We start from the raw sequence: 15,564 nt of genomic DNA on the forward strand, positions 1-15,564 counted from the left end.
TTAGAAGACTTAGGACTCGCTTTATTAGACTTTAACACTTTGACGGATTTAGATAACTGGTTGCATCCGTGACGCGCTTTATTTGGGATAAATTTAGCAAAGACTTCTTAGAAACCCTTCTTTCTCCCTACGGTACAGTAGTTGTCAGTAAAGAAGTCACCTCAGAAATTAAAGAAATTGATGTGTATTTTAGTCCTAATACCGAGGCAATTCCCCCTCAGTTGGGACTATTAGGCAAATTATGCCAAAATCCCTGTTTATTGGAACCCTATCGCAATGGGATTACCCTTGATGGTATCAATGATTGTCTGTCCAAGCGCTTTGCTATCCGTGAAATCTTCCACAGAGAAGCAAAGAGAAATAAACAGAGAATATCAGAGGAGGAGATACCTAAGTTGTGGATTCTCACTCCCACAGCTAGTGAGCGCATTTTATCCCTGTTTACGGCTCAATTACAACCCAATTGGGGAGAAGGGGTTTATTTTCTCCCGGAGGGTTTAGGTACAGCTATTGTCGTCATTCATCAATTACCCGCAATCCCAGAGACATTATGGCTAAGATTATTGGGTAGAGGAGGAACAAGAGAGAGAGCTATCGATGAATTAGAGAGATTATCACCGAATGCTCCCCTAAAATCGGCTTCTTTAAACTTATTGTATAATCTGAGTAGAAATTTAGAAGCGTTATCGAAAAAAACACAGGAGGATAGGGAGTTTATTATGCGTTTAGCTCCACTTTACCAACAGGATAGGGAACAAGCGATTCAAGAGGGACTGAAAAGAGGACTACAGCAAGGTGTACAGCAGGGTCTTGAACAGGGTAGAATTCAAGAAGCCAATCTTGTTATTAGACTTCTTCAACGACGTTTCGGGGAAATACCGCAAAATCTAGAAGAAACCATCCGTAACCTTCCTGTGGAGCGCTTAGAAGACTTAGGACTCGCTTTATTAGACTTTGACACTTTGACGGATTTAGATAACTGGTTGCATCCGTGAGCAATGGCGATCATCTCATTCAACCTTGATTATTCTATAGTTAAGGGGTCCACATCGATCGCCATACTTACCTTGGGTAAAACTAAGCTTTTCAAAGGACGCAAAATACCACCGATATCCGCCTTTTCTCCTGATAATTTTAACAGAATTTGCCAGCGATAACGGTTAGCCACGCGCATAATTGTTGCGGGTGCAGGTCCCAAAATATCCCAATCGGAACCCAAATTATTAACACATTCCTCTGCGACATTTTCGGCACTTTTCTGGACTGCTTCCCCATCTAAACCACTAAAGCGAATTAAGACTAAACTGCCGTAGGGAGGATAATTTAAACTCTCTCTGTGCATTAATTCCGTCTCGACAAAACCCTCATAATCGTGGGTTTGCACTGCTCTAATCACGGGATGTTCAGGGGTATAGGTTTGGATAATTACCTTTCCTTCTCTTTCTCCCCTTCCTGCTCTCCCTGCTACTTGGGTGAGGGTTTGAAAAGCGCGTTCGGAGGCGCGATAATCGGAGTGATAAAGTAAACCATCGGCAGCCATAATTCCCACTAGGGTAACTCGCTCGATATCTAATCCTTTGGTGAGCATTTGGGTTCCGACTAAGACATCGAATTCACCATCAGTAAATAGTTTTAATAGTTCCCGGGGAGCATTTTTGTTGCGGGTGGTATCACTATCAAAACGCAAGCAGCGCAAATCAGGAAATTCTTTGCTTAATTCTTGGGTGACTCGCTGAGTGCCAGTACCGAAAAATTTTAGATAGGGAGAACCACATTCAGGACATTGTTTCGGATGAATGCGACCATAGTTGCAGTAGTGACAGCGGAGTAATTCTTGCGCTCCCGGTTCGGTGTGGTGGTAGGAGAGAGAGACATCACAGTGGGGACATTCCAGCACATAACCGCAACTTCTGCAAGATACAAAGGTACTATGTCCCCGACGACTGACGAATAAAATTGCCTGTTCTCCCTTGTCGCGCAGGGTTTCCAGAGATGAACGCAGGGATTGACTAAACAGGGAACGATTGCCTCGTTGCAATTCCCGTCGCATATCGACGATTTCCACCCGGGGTAAGGGGCGATTTTGGATGCGATCGGGCAAAGATAGGTAAAGACTAGGATTAACTTGGGATTCTAGCCATGTTTCTAGGGATGGTGTGGCCGAGCCTAAAATTACGGGACAATGGTTTAATTGAGCGCACCATTTAGCCACGGTACGCGCGTGATAGGTGGGGAGTAATTGGGTTTGTTTAAAGCTGCTATCGTGTTCTTCATCGAGGATAATCATGCCTAGGTGGGGTAAAGGGGCAAAAATCGCCGATCGCGTCCCGATAATGACTTGCGGGGTTCCTGTCAACATCTGTCGCCAGGTATCGTATCTTTCTCCTTCCGAGAGGGCGCTATGATAAACATAGACTCGATCGCCAAAACGGGCCACAAAGCGATCGGTTAGTTGCGGTGTTAATCCAATTTCGGGGACTAAAACCAAGGCAGATTTACCCGCTGCTAAGACAGGTGCGATCGCCTGTAGATAGACTTCTGTTTTACCCGATCCCGTCACTCCGTGTAAGAGGACGCTTTCACCACCTTTCAGGGTTTGAATGGCTTCTAGGGCTTGTTTTTGACTAGAAGTGAGTGTTTTTGGTTGATCCCTGCTCATAATCGCCGAGGATAAGCGCAGAAATTCCCGGTCCTCAATCACCACATAACCCTTGTCAATTAGTGGTTTAAAATGTTTTGTCCCCGCAAGTTGTGCCAATTCTGGCAGCCACATTTCTCCTCCCTGATGACGGAGAATTTCGACAATTTTGCGCTGATTTTCGGTTAAATCAGCAGGAAAGTCGGTTATTAGCAGGGTAATGGCTTTTTTTTGTTTAATATTGGGACTTTTGGGTGCTTCTAGATAACTTTCCACCCAACCGCGCTTAACTAAGTCTCGAATACCGTAATTAGCATTTTTGACTTTTTCTTGCAGGTATTTCGCCGAATAATCGCCTTCTTTTTGATTCTTGAGCAGGGATAAAATCTGACGGGAGAGGGGAGTACAAAAAACTTCCCCACCGGGGGGAATAGCTTCTGGTTTTAATCTGATGCGACGTTGGGAACTTCGCAGTAAACCCTTAGGTAAAGCGACGCGAACAACGGTGATTAAATCCGTCGCGTAGTATTGGGCGATTTTCGTCAATAACTGCCAATAATTATCGGGGAAAAAGCCCTTAGCAATCACATCTTCCACGGGACGAATTTGATTTTCTTCTAGTCCTGCGGGCAAATTTTCGAGAAATCTAAGAGCAATTCCCCCAATTACCTGAGAACCGAAGGGAACGCTTAAAATATCGCCAATTTCTACCGTTAAATCCGGGGGGACACTATAGGTTAATATTTGCTGATCCTCTTGACTATCTCTAGGATAAGGGCGATCGACCAAAACCTCTAACCACGGTTGCCCAGTTGTGGTTAATTGGTAAGGTGTGCGAGGTTCCGCTACAGTTAGAGTAGCACAGCGATCGAGCATGGTTATCAGTTATCAGTGGGAAGTGGCAAGTGGCAAGTGGCAAGTGGGGAGAATGAGGTATTTAAATTATAGTTTAAAGCTTGAGGGGAATAAAAATAGCTAATTTTCTCTAAAAACAGTTTAAATATTGCTTTTTTGCCCACAAATTTTGATTTTTAGCTCTTGCAGTCTCCCCAAAAGAATTTTTGTCCACCCTTAAGCATTGATAAAGTTAATGATAATTATTGACTATTAGCTATTGAATCAAAGCATAGTTAGTCAAAACTTGAGAATAGTTATCAATAAAAAAAGCGAAGAATAGTCATAAAAAGCTGACTGCTATCTTGATTGTTAAGAAGCGTGATCTTTACCTAGTCAAATACCAAAAACCTTAGTTAGATTGTATAAGTGGAAAACCTAAAAGTCTCCCCTATTCACCAGAAAATCTGATTATCTGGTTCGGCGATTTGTAACCATCGACACAGAATCGCGCAATTATATCCCAGAAATTGCCGCCATTAATTAAGAAAACGTTTAAAAAATCTGCTCCCCGAAAATTCAATGTAACAATCAGCCCATTGGGAGAAACCGAGTTTTTCCCCGCTATTATAACCCCACTCCATCCATAACTGCTTATGAAAATCTCTAAACTAGCCTCTGATGATAATTTTAATCAAATCATTGCCCTGGAGACAAATCCTTTAGAACTAGACAGCGTGGATTTTGCTGAAAGAACTGACGAAGATCTGACTGAACCTTTACCGGAAACCCTAAAAACCACTCGTGGGGGTAGTGGAACTGGATACGATAAAGGCAGCAATGAAGATACTGTTGGAGCATTTTTTAAAGAAATGGCCCGTTATCCCCTGCTTAATGCGGAAGAAGAAATTGAATTAGCCTACTCGGTTAAGTTTCTGATGGAAGCGGAAGAAGTGCGCCAAAAACTACAAGAAAATTTACATCGTCCCCCGACGAAAACGGAATGGGCGATCGCTTTACAATTAGATAATGAACGTCAACTGGAAAACCGTCTTTATCGCGGACGAACAGCTAAACGGAAAATGATTCGTTCTAATTTGCGCTTGGTGGTTTCTATCGCTAAACGCTATTTAAATCGCGGGGTTCCTTTCTTAGATTTAATTCAAGAAGGTGCGATCGGACTCAACCGTGCGGCCGAAAAATTCGATCCCAATAAAGGTTATAAATTCTCTACCTATGCTTATTGGTGGATTCGACAAGCAATCACCCGCACCATTGCTAACGATGCGCGTACGATTCGTTTACCGATTCACATTGTCGAAAAACTCAATAAACTCAAAAAAGCGCAGCGCATTCTCAAGCAAGATTTACAGCGCAATCCCAATGAACGGGAACTCGCAGAAGCGTTAGAAATGACTCCCGAACAATTGCGGCAATTATTACAATTGCGTCGTCAATCTCTCTCTTTAAATCATCGTGTAGGGAAAGGAGAAGATACGGAATTAGTGGATCTGTTGGAAGATGATGATCTACAACTTCCCGAAGATAAAATGAATGAGATGATGATGCGTCAGGAAATTTTCGCAGTTTTAAGTGATGTTCTCACGGAACGGGAAAAAGATGTTATCTCCCTCCGTTATGGTTTAGCTACCAGTCAACCCTATACCCTAGAGGAAGTGGGAGGAATGTTCAATTTATCTCGCGAACGAGTACGTCAAATTCAAAGTAAAGCGATGCGAAAATTACGTCGTCCTCAAGTCGCGCGTCGTCTGAAAGGATGGTTACATTAATAATTTTTTCTAACTCGTTCTCTCCTCTCTCCTTTTTCCCGGAGAGTTTTTTTTGTCGATATTTAGCTTAAAATTAAGATAAAGTTGATTTTCTCAGTAGATGATCATAATACCTATGAACGTACATCTTACCCGACAACAAGAGCATCTAATTCAACGGAAAGTGAAAACGGGAAAATATCAATCTCCCCAAGAAGTCATCGACTTTGCTTTGCAGTTACTCGATGAATACGAACAAACTGATGCAGAATGGAGAGAAGATATTCGGCAAAAAATAGATAAAGCTATCTTTGCATCAGAAAATCATCCTCTCATAGATGGAGAAACTTTTGTCACTGAAATTATCCATCGTTTTCAAACCATGGGAAATTAATCTAAAATGGGTGGTTGTCATAAATATACTAAGTAGTTGGACAAAAGTAAAGTTAACTGTGGGGTAAGGAGTCGGTCGTCAGGAGTCGGTCGTCAGTAAGAATTGCGGCAATTTACATTTCTTAAGATAGACAACAGAATTTATGTCCGACTACTTAGCTAGTCAGAAGCTGAATACCATAGGCAATTTTTCAGCTATTTTTTCTAGTTCTGAATAATTTTAAATTAATTCAATATGTCCAAAAATTCTTGGTTAATTCCCGATAATATTTATTTTCTCAACCATGGTTCCTATGGTGCCACCCCTAGAATCGTCCTGGATTATCAGCAACAATTACGGGAACGAATGGAAAGGCAACCTTTAGCATTTTTGGGGAGAGAATTAGAGGGTTTATTAGATATTGCTAGGCAAAAATTAGCGGATTTAGTGGGAGTAAATAGCGATGATTTAGTCTTTGTTCCCAATGCAACCACAGCAGTGAATGCGGTATTAAATTCCTTAACTTTTCAGGAAAATGAGGAAATTCTGATCACCGATCAAACCTATAATGCTTGTGCTAATGCAGTTAAACATATAGCTAAAAGATGGGGTTTAAAGGTAATTATCGCTAAAATTCCCTTTCCCGTGCAGTCCCCTTTAGAAATTAGTCAAGCAATTTTAGCATCAGTTTCTCCCCAGACAAAATTAGTAGTTTTAGATCATGTCACCAGTCCCACGGCCCTAATTTGGCCAATCGCAGAAATTGTGCAAGAATTAAATAATCGGGGCATTGATACTCTCATCGATGGCGCTCATGCTTTAGGTTTTTTACCCCTTAATATCGGGGCAATTAATCCCACCTATTATACTGCTAATTGTCATAAGTGGTTATGTAGTCCCAAGGGGGCTGCTTTTCTCTATGTGCGCGGGGATAAACAGGCAATAATTCGACCTTTAACTATTAGCCATGGAGCGAATTCCCCTCGACAAGATCGCTCCCGTTTTCAGTTAGAATTTGCTTGGATGGGAACTGATGATCCCACCGCTTATTTATCAGTGCCAAAAGCGATCAAGTTTTTAAATTCTCTCTCTATTGATGGTTTACTGGGTCTGATGGCGAGGAATCGTAATTTGGTTTTAAAAGCCAGAAATTTGCTTTGTCATGCCTTAGAGGTCAATTATCCCTGTCCAGAATCAATGATCGGATCAATGTCTTCAATTCTAATTCCTAGTTATGCTTGGGCAGCAGAAGATTTATCTAGACAACTGTGGGAAAAATATCAGATTGAAGTGCCGATAATTCCTTGGGGAGAAGCATCATTAATTGTGAGGATTTCTGCTCACTACTATAATTTGATCGAGCAGTATGAATATTTAGCTGGGGTTTTGAATTACTTGCTATTGGAGCAAAGATAAGCTGGGAGTATTTCAGAGCCGCACGGACAGTTCTGGCTAGAGTCGAGGTATGATATTATCGGCGTTGCGGGGAGCGGGGAGAAACAATCCATAACCGAGTTTTTAAAGTTGGATTTGGAGTTAATGATGCTATTAAAAACGGATTTGGCATGAAAACTCAAATCCGATCCCTGATAGCTGTCTCGGAGTCTCGGAGTCTGGGAGTCTCAACCAGGAAATTAATTTTGCACGACTACTGATGAGAACCGATAATTTTGCTAAAATGCTTCCTGGACCATAGTTTCCTTGAGCATTTCTAAACCCTTTTTCACCCGACGGGAGACGGTAACAACACTAATGCCTAATTGTTCGGCGGTTTCCCGTTGAGTAAGATCCTTAAGGAAGACAAATTCGAGAATATGACGGGTTTTGTCTTCTAATTGAGCCAGTGCCTGTTGTAAACGAATGCGATCCTCTTGACAAAGTTGAAAGCTGCGATAACGGGGATCGGGAACGAGGTCTTTTAAACAAGTATGATTATCTTCATCGTTATTAACCGTCACATCGAGACTGAGGGGTTCACGGTTTTGGAAAGCCAGTTTTACCTCTTGCCATTCTTCGCTCGAAATATTTAAAGCGCGGGAGATTTCCGTATCATTGGGTTGACGATTGTAGAGGGCCTGGAAATCCCGACGCACATTTGTCGCTTGTCTGCCTAAATCTAACCAACGACGAGGAATACGAACTGTATAACCTTTATCGCGCAGATGGTGTTGAATTTCGCCGCGAATATAGGGAATAGCGAAGGAGCTAAAAGCATGACCTTTGCTGCTGTCAAAACGCTCGATCGCCCGAATTAGTCCCATACAGCCAACCTGCACTAAATCTTCGTAATTTTCATGGCATTGATTAACCCAATGATGAGCTTCCCTTCTGACTAATCCTAGGTTTAACTCCATAATTTGATCCCGTAACTTATTATCTCCTGTTTTTTGATATTTTTGAAACAGGGTAAGAGTTTCTAGTTTAAGATTTTCTTTATTTAGGACAGACATAGGGCGTTAACAGACTTAAAAAATCATTGACTATAAAAGCTCACTATTGCAATTGGCTTTGACAAATCCCAATACAGTCTAGATTAGAAGCGGCAAGCAATGTCAACAATGTAACTTACTACGATCATTATGATACGACCTTTATCTAAAGACTTGTGTGATTTGACGCGGTCGACCAAGTATTTAAAGACACAGATAAGCTGAAACCCAGGTAATTAGGGTTTGCGGCAAAAAGTTGTTACCAGGAGCAGGGCGTGGGGCGTGGGGTGTTGGATGTAGGGTGTGAATTTTCCCCCGGAAAAAGTCTTAATCCAACAAGGTTTTTAGATTTATTCAGCCAGCCCTATCTAGAAAACTAGAACTCAAACAAAGGTAAACTCCGATCCTTATTTTTCGGCAATTTCGCCAGTAAACCTAAATGTTCGTAGGCGGCTGCCGTCACCACGCGACCCCGGGGAGTACGATTAAGATAACCTATTTGTAATAAATAAGGCTCGTACACCTCCTCGATCGTCTTGGCATCTTCTCCCGTGGCTGCCGCTACCGCTTCCAATCCCACGGGTTTACCTTGAAACTGTTGGATCATCGTCTTTAATACTAATCGATCGGTCCAATCTAAACCCATAGAATCGACATTTAATTGATTTAATCCCTCATCGGCTAACTGGGGGCTAATAATAGTTTCTCCCTTCACCTGCACATAGTCGCGCACTCGTTTTAATAAACGATTGGCAATGCGTGGAGTTCCCCGACTGCGACGGGCAATTTCGAGCGCACCCGCTTCAGTAATGGGAATATTAAAAATAGTAGCACTTCTGAGAATAATTGCCGTCAATTCCTCAACTGTATAGAAACGCAGACGTTGAATCATGCCAAAACGATCGCGTAAAGGGGAAGTTAAAGAGCCGACTTTGGTAGTAGCACCGATTAAAGTAAAGGGAGGTAAAGAAATACTGCGAATTTTCGCCGCTTGACCCTTGCCAATCGTCACATCCAGGCGATAATCCTCCATCGCTGGGTATAATAACTCCTCCGTCACCCGATTCAGTCGATGAATTTCGTCGATAAAAAGAATATCCCGGGGTTGAAGATTGATCAGGATGCCGGTAATATCCCGGGGACGCTCTAAAGCGGGGGCAGCAGTAATTCGGCAATTTACTCCCATCTCGGCCGCTAAAATTAAAGCCATGGTGGTTTTTCCCAATCCCGGCGGTCCGTAGAATAGCAAATGATCGATCGCTTGTTGTCTAGCTTTGGCTGCGGCGATGGTGACTTTTAGATTAGCCTTTAAGTCCTGTTGACCGATATAATCCTCTAGGGATTGCGGACGAATCTGCGCTGCTGCTTTTTCCGTTTCTTCTATAGTGGGATTGGGAGTGAGCAGATTTTCCTCGGCTGCCGGGGGGGAATTGTGCGATCGTTTGATGGCCATTGTTACAATCAAGAGTCTAGGATATGTTAGCGAAGCGGATTTTGCCTTGTTTGGATGTCAATAAAGGTCGGGTAGTTAAAGGGGTTAATTTTGTCAATCTTCAGGATGCTGGCGACCCCGTGGAGTTAGCCCGCTTGTATAATCAGGCAGGGGCCGATGAGTTGGTTTTTCTCGATATTACTGCTACCCATGAAGATCGCGACACGATTATTGATGTAGTCTATCGTACGGCGGAACAGGTTTTTATTCCTCTGACAGTGGGTGGCGGTATCCAATCCTTAGAAAATATTAAAAATTTGTTAAGAGCCGGGGCCGATAAAGTCAGCATTAACTCGGCTGCCGTGCGCGAGCCGGAATTGCTCGATCGAGCCAGCGATCGCTTTGGTAAACAGTGCATTGTGGTGGCGATCGATGCTAGACGACGTAAGGATGGGCATAACCCCGGTTGGGAGGTTTATGTTCGGGGTGGACGCGAAAATACGGGTATTGATGCTTTATTATGGGCGCAAGAAGTGGAAAAACGCGGGGCGGGTGAGTTGTTAGTTACCAGTATGGATGCTGACGGCACGCAAGCGGGTTACGATCTGGCCTTGACAAAAGCGATCGCTGAAAGGGTGGAGATTCCTGTGATTGCTTCGGGAGGAGCGGGTAATTGTCAGCATATCTACGAAGCATTGACGGAAGGGCGGGCAGAAGCGGCTTTATTGGCTTCTTTGCTCCATTATGGTCAATTAACCATCGCTGAGGTCAAAAATTATCTGCAAAATCAACAAGTACCCGTGCGTTAGCCCGAAAATGAGGGCAAGATTAGCAGAACTTAATCTAGTGATTGAGTCGGTTTTCCTGGAAAAGGATTTCTTCAGGCTGCAACCCAAGAAGAGCAAGGTTTAGACCTATTACCGAAAGCTAACGGCCGACGGCTGATAGCCCTGATCGAGAAACCGGCAAAAATCCCTGTTTTTAACTTCAGTCCGATTATCCCTGGGGAAAATTATGTATTAGAATAGATGAAAGTTAACAAAATTTAAAATATGTTAGTTCCGATTCTCATCTTTGACCTCGGTCTTGTGGCTTGGTCATTGCATCTGATGCAGCAAGCGTTCGACAAGCAAGAGTTTTCCTTGATGCTGGCGGGAACCTTGGTGGCAGCAGCGGCAGCAGCTATGTTAGTAGTTTATTTCCTCATGGGTCACTGTTTAACCTATTTAACCCAAATTCCGGCTCCTGTCTAAATGGGGGCGATTGTTTCACCATTGTCTTATCAGCGATCGCCTTGGCAGTGACAAATTTTTTTCTCGTCACCCCTTGACAAAATAATTCTATTTAAGCTATATTCAAAAATGGTCTTCGCGGGGTTATAGCTCAGTTGGTAGAGCACCTCAATGGCATTGAGGGGGTCAGCGGTTCGAATCCGCTTAGCTCCATAAAGTTAGGATAAGAGTTTCAGAGTTGCTTGGACCAGAAAAGTAACGAGGAGATGCTAGATTGAAAGAGGATTTCTGGTTAGAAAAGTCTCTTTTTACCTCGATACTCTCTCAGGACAAAATTAGTTATATGATAGAGCTTTTTAAGCAACTACCTCGTTGGTTGCGGCTAAGTCTAGTTTTTCCGCTCTTATTTCTCAATGGTTGGTTATTATTCCAATTATTTAGCTATCTAGAACCCTTAGTCAGTATTTTTGTCACTGCTAGTTTACTAGCTTTTGTCTTAGATGTTCCCATCAAAGTGCTGCAAAGACGCGGGGTTAATCGCAGTGGTTCGATCGCTATTGTCTTTTTAATTGCCCTATTAATTTTGATTGTTTTAGGTTTAATTTTAATTCCCCAGATTGTCGAACAATTAAGCAGTTTAATCAATAGTTTGCCCCAGTGGATCGAGTCGGGAACCGAACAGATACAAAATTTAGAAAAGTGGGATAAAACTCAGAAATATGCGATTTATATCGAGCAATCAATCACCCAGTTATCGGAACGACTAACCAATGTTTTACAAACTCTTAGCACTCAATTACTGAGCTTTGTGCTGGGAACTATCAACAGTATCCTAAACATTCTATTTGTTCTGGTTCTAACCGTCTTTCTTGTTCTCTATGGCGAACAAATTTGGGAGGGAATTTTTAGCTGGATTCCTGCTCCCTGGAATCTCAAATTAAGAACGATTATTCGTCAAACTTTTGAAACCTATTTTGCCGGTCAAACCATTTTAGCGGGAATTCTCAGCCTTGCTCAAATTTTTGTTTTTGTGATTCTCAAGGTTGATTATGCCCTATTATTCGGGGTGGCGATCGGTCTAACTACATTAATTCCTTTTGCCAGTGCCTTTGCCATTATTGGCATTAGTACCCTACTGATGTTTCAAGATTTTTGGTTAGGGTTAAAAGTTTTGACCCTGACCATTATTGTCGGTCAAATTAATGATAATGTCATCGCCCCTCGGTTAATGGGAGGCATGATCGGACTTAATCCCGTCTGGATTATCCTATCTCTTTTTATCGGGGGTAAAGTGGCAGGAATTCTCGGTTTATTGATAGCAGTTCCCATCGCTAGTGTGCTGAAAAGTACCATCGATATCATCCGCTCGCAGCAGCGGGAAAAAGAACCGGTAGTTATCCTAGAAGAAACGGTGAAAAATTCCTCAGAGGAGAGCAAATAATAATAAATCCTGTTTTTTCAGTGAACAGTAAACAGTAAACAGTAATGAGTGAATTGAAAACTCACATCTGCTAACTGATAACTGATAACTGATAACTGATAACTGATAACTGTTATGAGCGGCTAATTTCTTCGAGAATAGCCATCGCTTCTGTCACCCTATCCCTAGGGATAAATAAATGATCGTGATAATAACCAGAAATGACATTGACGCTAATTGCTGCTTCGGCCAGTTTCTCGCTAATTACCGCTAAAAATCCCACCGCCGCTAAACTAGAATGCACAGAAAGAGTAATTTGTCTATAAATATATTTGTACTGCAAATTCTTGCGATCGGCTTGCTGACGGGGAATAATCACCGTTATGCCTTCCTCTTCCTGAAATTGGCAGATAGGGGTTAATTGTAGCTGTTCTAGTCCTGTTGCTGTTAGGGAAGAAAAAACGAATTCTTCGGTATTTAGGACTGGTTTCAGGGATTGGAGCAGAATATCGAGATTAGTTTCGCCTTCCTTTGGTTTTTCTGGCGATTTTTTCGCCGCATCCATACAATGATTGGCAGCAGCGTCAGCCAAACTATTTTTAGCTCGTTCAATCCAGCGCCAGCTAATGCGATCGAATCGGGCAACTAATTGACAAGCACGCTGATAAAAGGGACGTAAACTATCGCTTTTTACCTTCCAGTCTCCCTTAACTTGATTGATGACTAATTGACTGTCTCCGCGAATTTCTAGGCTTTTTAAGCCTAATTCTTGGGCTTTTTCCAATCCAATAATCAATCCCGTGTATTCGGCCTCGTTATTAGTGGCTCTCTCCATATATCTAGTCGTGGTCAAGGAATTACCCTCGGCTAAAACTATTACCGCTGCACCGGCTGCTCTCCCCGGATTGCCGCGAGAACCACCATCAAAATAGAGAATTGCTGAATTATCGGTTTTTTGAGCTTTTTTATCCATAATTTTCGTCAATAAATCTTGTTATCTCCATTTTTATCTCTTTGACAATTCTAGGCGGTAGCGATTCCGGGATCGGCAAAGCGGACAAGCAAGATTTTAGCCGATCGTCGCTACCGAGTAACTTTTTTTCCTCAGGTTATTGATAATTATTTGCAGTTGTCGGTTATACTGAGAACATCAGCCTAGAGTTATATTGCTAATAGTTCTCAATTAAAAGCCCCATGAGTATAGACAAATTGCCATCGGAAGGTGAGAAAATCTTCCCTCTTAGTGCTTGGGAGCGCTGGCAGCTCTACCACCGGCTGCAGGCCCTGGACATTGAAGATAAATGCTCGCTCCATAAGCTTTTGCAGGTTCGCATCGATAGCCCCGCTCAACTTTTACAGCTGTGGATTGTCCTGCGATGGGTAGAGGCTTCCCAAGGCTGTTTAATCGCTTGGCTGGAAACCTGTTGGCGGGTATAATCCTTGAGAAAAATTAGCAATCTGAGAGTAAAAAGTGAGAAAGTATGTCAAAATCTACAACTACCATGGTTCCCTTTCAAGTGGTCGGTCAATTCCTCGGTTTTGTCCTTAAGGACGGATATAAGGTAAAATACCTGAGAATCAGTGTTGATAAACGAGAATATTGGTTTAAGCCCGAAAAAACACTGCGAGACCACATACCTCTCAATATTGCTCTCCAATCATGGCTAAAAGTGACGGGAGAAAGTAGTCTTTGTTCAAAAAAGGGAAAATTAAAACTGAGGGTACTAGGGATCGAGCATTTATCTGGCGAAAAAACCCCAGAAGTCGCCCTGGCAAAAGCTAAAAAAGCCACCGTCTTAATCTGTCAGAAGTCCGATTGTTGGAAAAATGGCGGTGCGAGAGTCTGCCAAAGGTTAGAGAGTGGTTTAGAGGAAAAAGGACTGGGAGAAGCGGTGAATATTAAATTAACTGGCTGTTTAAAACAGTGCAAAAAAGGGCCGAATCTGGTGGTTATGCCCGATAAAAAGCATTATAATCAGGTAGCTCCCCAAGATGTCCCCTCCCTGATCGAGCGGCATTTTGCCACTTCTGAGCAAGAGAATACTTTATCAGTTTAACTGGAAATTTAATCGGCGATCGCTCTTGACAAATGCTCTTTTTTGTGCGTCAAAGGGACGAAGTGCCTGAAATTGTAATCAATTAGGGGATAGAAAAGTCAATTCTTGCCACCGATAATTTATGACTGGTACCACTGCAACCTTGTTAATTTCTTGTCCCGACCAGATTGGTCTGGTGGCGAAAATCGCTAATTTTATCTACGCTAATGGCGGCAATATTATCCACGCTGACCAACACACGGATTTTTCGGCGGGATTGTTTCTGATGCGGATAGAATGGCAATTAGAAGGGTTTAATTTACCCCGTGGGATGATCGAACCAGCTTTCGCCGCTATTGCCAAACCTTTGCAGGCTAGTTGGTCCTTACATTTTTCCGATACTGTCCCGCGTCTAGCTATTTGGGTGACAAAACAGGATCATTGTCTCCTCGATTTATTATGGCGACAACACGGGGGAGAAATTAGGGCAGAAATTCCTTTAATTATTAGCAATCATCCAGAATTACACTCAGTTGCCAATCAATTCGGTATTGAGTTTCATCATATTCCCATTACCGCCGAAACCAAGATTGAACAGGAAGCCAGACAATTAGAGTTACTGCGGGAATACCGGATAGATTTAGTGATTTTAGCTAAATATATGCAGGTTCTCACTCCAGATTTTATTAACTTTTTCCCCAATATTATCAATATTCATCATTCTTTTTTACCGGCTTTTGCCGGAGCTAATCCCTATCAACGGGCCTACGATCGAGGGGTAAAAATTATTGGAGCCACCGCCCATTATATCACTGCCGATCTCGATCAGGGGCCAATTATCGAGCAGGATGTGGTCAGAGTTAGCCATCGCGATACCGTAGGAGATTTAATTCGTCAAGGTAAGGATTTAGAAAGGGGGGTGTTAGCGCGAGCGGTACGTTTACACTTGCAAAATCGCATTTTGGTTTACGCTAATCGCACGGTAGTGTTCGCTTAAAATGGGATAAGATGTACTGGACAAAAAAGACATCATTGCGGGTTAAAAATTAGGAAGTATCGGCGCAATTGACTAAAATAGCAATAGACCAGAGCAGAAGGAAAAAATTATCTATGGCAACTACATCCGAAGACGTATGGCGACTCTTAGCCGAATTAACTACCGCTCAAAAAGAAACTGACCGACAACTCAAGGAAACTGACAAACAACTCAAGGAAGTTAGTCAACAACAGAAGGAGACTGAACTACTATTGAAGGAAGTTAGTCAACAACAAAAGGAAAACGCCCAACAACAGAAGAAAACTGACAAACAACTCAAAGAATTAGGTCAGCAAATTGGTGGACTCGGTGCCAAATTCGGCAGCTTTACCGAAGGACTTGCCCTTCCCTCAATGGAAACGATT

15 protein-coding genes, 1 tRNA gene and 1 pseudogene are annotated in these 15,564 nt (G+C 42.5%); 13 read left to right on the forward strand and 4 right to left on the reverse strand.

Annotated features, from left to right (window positions below; genetic code table 11):
• Both O9300_RS03700 and O9300_RS03705 read left to right on the forward strand, forming a co-directional pair.
• A partial coding sequence (locus O9300_RS03700) for a DUF4351 domain-containing protein (RefSeq protein ID WP_287970137.1) occupies positions 1–72 on the forward strand: 72 nt, incomplete at its 5' end.
• Positions 69–995 (forward strand): DUF4351 domain-containing protein, encoded by a 927-nt coding sequence (locus O9300_RS03705; RefSeq protein ID WP_287970123.1) that lies wholly within the window; start codon positions 69–71, stop codon positions 993–995. The genes O9300_RS03700 and O9300_RS03705, both read left to right, overlap by 4 nt.
• A gap of 29 nt (positions 996–1,024) precedes the next feature.
• Here the strand turns inward: O9300_RS03705 and priA are convergent, their stop codons facing one another.
• Positions 1,025–3,514, reverse strand: coding sequence for a primosomal protein N' (gene priA, locus O9300_RS03710; RefSeq protein ID WP_190720350.1), 2,490 nt, complete (start codon positions 3,512–3,514; stop codon positions 1,025–1,027).
• 614 nt (positions 3,515–4,128) lie between these two features.
• On the opposite strand from priA, the gene O9300_RS03715 reads away from it, so the two are divergent.
• The 3 genes from O9300_RS03715 to O9300_RS03725 all read left to right on the forward strand — a co-directional run bounded on the left by O9300_RS03715 (position 4,129) and on the right by O9300_RS03725 (position 7,030).
• Positions 4,129–5,262, forward strand: a complete 1,134-nt coding sequence (locus O9300_RS03715; RefSeq protein WP_287970124.1) for an RNA polymerase sigma factor, RpoD/SigA family — start codon at positions 4,129–4,131, stop codon at positions 5,260–5,262.
• A gap of 115 nt (positions 5,263–5,377) precedes the next feature.
• Positions 5,378–5,635: a ribbon-helix-helix domain-containing protein gene (locus tag O9300_RS03720; RefSeq protein WP_287970125.1), complete on the forward strand. Its 258-nt coding sequence runs from the start codon at positions 5,378–5,380 to the stop codon at positions 5,633–5,635.
• Positions 5,636–5,869: 234 nt separating this feature from the next.
• A complete protein-coding gene (locus tag O9300_RS03725) occupies positions 5,870–7,030 on the forward strand; it encodes an aminotransferase class V-fold PLP-dependent enzyme (protein ID WP_287970126.1) in 1,161 nt (386 codons plus the stop codon).
• 257 nt (positions 7,031–7,287) lie between these two features.
• Here O9300_RS03725 and O9300_RS03730 read toward each other — a convergent pair whose 3' ends face one another.
• Both O9300_RS03730 and ruvB read right to left on the reverse strand, forming a co-directional pair.
• The gene (locus O9300_RS03730) at positions 7,288–8,064 is read right to left on the reverse strand and encodes an RNA polymerase sigma factor SigF (protein WP_287970127.1); all 777 of its coding nucleotides are present in this window, start codon (positions 8,062–8,064) and stop codon (positions 7,288–7,290) included.
• Positions 8,065–8,419: 355 nt separating this feature from the next.
• Positions 8,420–9,496 carry a Holliday junction branch migration DNA helicase RuvB gene (gene ruvB, locus O9300_RS03735; protein WP_287970129.1) on the reverse strand — a complete coding sequence of 359 codons (1,077 nt, stop codon included), beginning with the start codon at positions 9,494–9,496 and terminating at the stop codon, positions 8,420–8,422.
• 23 nt (positions 9,497–9,519) lie between these two features.
• On the opposite strand from ruvB, the gene hisF reads away from it, so the two are divergent.
• The 4 genes from hisF (at position 9,520) to O9300_RS03755 (ending at position 12,148) form a co-directional block, all read left to right on the forward strand.
• Positions 9,520–10,284: an imidazole glycerol phosphate synthase subunit HisF gene (gene hisF, locus O9300_RS03740; RefSeq protein ID WP_002787034.1), complete on the forward strand. Its 765-nt coding sequence runs from the start codon at positions 9,520–9,522 to the stop codon at positions 10,282–10,284.
• Positions 10,285–10,527: 243 nt separating this feature from the next.
• Entirely contained in the window at positions 10,528–10,728 is a 201-nt protein-coding gene (locus O9300_RS03745) for a hypothetical protein (protein WP_002796074.1), read from the forward strand.
• Between the two features lie 119 nt (positions 10,729–10,847).
• Positions 10,848–10,920: transfer RNA gene (locus O9300_RS03750), tRNA-Ala, on the forward strand.
• A gap of 130 nt (positions 10,921–11,050) precedes the next feature.
• Entirely contained in the window at positions 11,051–12,148 is a 1,098-nt protein-coding gene (locus tag O9300_RS03755) for an AI-2E family transporter (protein ID WP_287970131.1), read from the forward strand.
• A gap of 112 nt (positions 12,149–12,260) precedes the next feature.
• Here O9300_RS03755 and O9300_RS03760 read toward each other — a convergent pair whose 3' ends face one another.
• On the reverse strand, positions 12,261–13,100 hold the full coding sequence (locus O9300_RS03760; protein ID WP_287970133.1) for a reverse transcriptase-like protein: 840 nt from the start codon (positions 13,098–13,100) through the stop codon (positions 12,261–12,263).
• Positions 13,101–13,321: 221 nt separating this feature from the next.
• On the opposite strand from O9300_RS03760, the gene O9300_RS03765 reads away from it, so the two are divergent.
• From O9300_RS03765 to O9300_RS03780, 4 genes and pseudogenes are all read left to right on the forward strand, one after another.
• Positions 13,322–13,564: an Asr1405/Asl0597 family protein gene (locus O9300_RS03765; RefSeq protein ID WP_287970135.1), complete on the forward strand. Its 243-nt coding sequence runs from the start codon at positions 13,322–13,324 to the stop codon at positions 13,562–13,564.
• 44 nt (positions 13,565–13,608) lie between these two features.
• The gene (locus O9300_RS03770; protein ID WP_287970136.1) at positions 13,609–14,184 is read left to right on the forward strand and encodes a (2Fe-2S) ferredoxin domain-containing protein; all 576 of its coding nucleotides are present in this window, start codon (positions 13,609–13,611) and stop codon (positions 14,182–14,184) included.
• Between the two features lie 121 nt (positions 14,185–14,305).
• Positions 14,306–15,160, forward strand: a complete 855-nt coding sequence (gene purU / locus O9300_RS03775; protein WP_190720378.1) for a formyltetrahydrofolate deformylase — start codon at positions 14,306–14,308, stop codon at positions 15,158–15,160.
• Between the two features lie 113 nt (positions 15,161–15,273).
• A pseudogene (locus O9300_RS03780) lies at positions 15,274–15,564 on the forward strand (DUF3782 domain-containing protein); the annotation flags it as partial.

The sequence above is a fragment of the Microcystis sp. LE19-195.1E genome, assembly GCF_027532095.1.
Classification (GTDB): Bacteria; Cyanobacteriota; Cyanobacteriia; order Cyanobacteriales; family Microcystaceae; genus Microcystis; species Microcystis aeruginosa.

Excerpts from the sequence above, each read along its gene's own strand:
- priA (WP_190720350.1), bottom strand. The coding sequence starts at position 3,514 with ATGCTCGATCGCTGTGCTACTCTAACTGTAGCGGAACCTCGCACACCT.
- O9300_RS03715 (WP_287970124.1), top strand. The coding sequence starts at position 4,129 with ATGAAAATCTCTAAACTAGCCTCTGATGATAATTTTAATCAAATCATT.
- O9300_RS03720 (WP_287970125.1), top strand. The coding sequence starts at position 5,378 with ATGAACGTACATCTTACCCGACAACAAGAGCATCTAATTCAACGGAAA.
- O9300_RS03725 (WP_287970126.1), top strand. The coding sequence starts at position 5,870 with ATGTCCAAAAATTCTTGGTTAATTCCCGATAATATTTATTTTCTCAAC.
- O9300_RS03730 (WP_287970127.1), bottom strand. The coding sequence starts at position 8,064 with ATGTCTGTCCTAAATAAAGAAAATCTTAAACTAGAAACTCTTACCCTG.
- ruvB (WP_287970129.1), bottom strand. The coding sequence starts at position 9,496 with ATGGCCATCAAACGATCGCACAATTCCCCCCCGGCAGCCGAGGAAAAT.
- hisF (WP_002787034.1), top strand. The coding sequence starts at position 9,520 with ATGTTAGCGAAGCGGATTTTGCCTTGTTTGGATGTCAATAAAGGTCGG.
- O9300_RS03745 (WP_002796074.1), top strand. The coding sequence starts at position 10,528 with ATGTTAGTTCCGATTCTCATCTTTGACCTCGGTCTTGTGGCTTGGTCA.
- O9300_RS03755 (WP_287970131.1), top strand. The coding sequence starts at position 11,051 with ATGATAGAGCTTTTTAAGCAACTACCTCGTTGGTTGCGGCTAAGTCTA.
- O9300_RS03760 (WP_287970133.1), bottom strand. The coding sequence starts at position 13,100 with ATGGATAAAAAAGCTCAAAAAACCGATAATTCAGCAATTCTCTATTTT.
- O9300_RS03765 (WP_287970135.1), top strand. The coding sequence starts at position 13,322 with ATGAGTATAGACAAATTGCCATCGGAAGGTGAGAAAATCTTCCCTCTT.
- O9300_RS03770 (WP_287970136.1), top strand. The coding sequence starts at position 13,609 with ATGTCAAAATCTACAACTACCATGGTTCCCTTTCAAGTGGTCGGTCAA.
- purU (WP_190720378.1), top strand. The coding sequence starts at position 14,306 with ATGACTGGTACCACTGCAACCTTGTTAATTTCTTGTCCCGACCAGATT.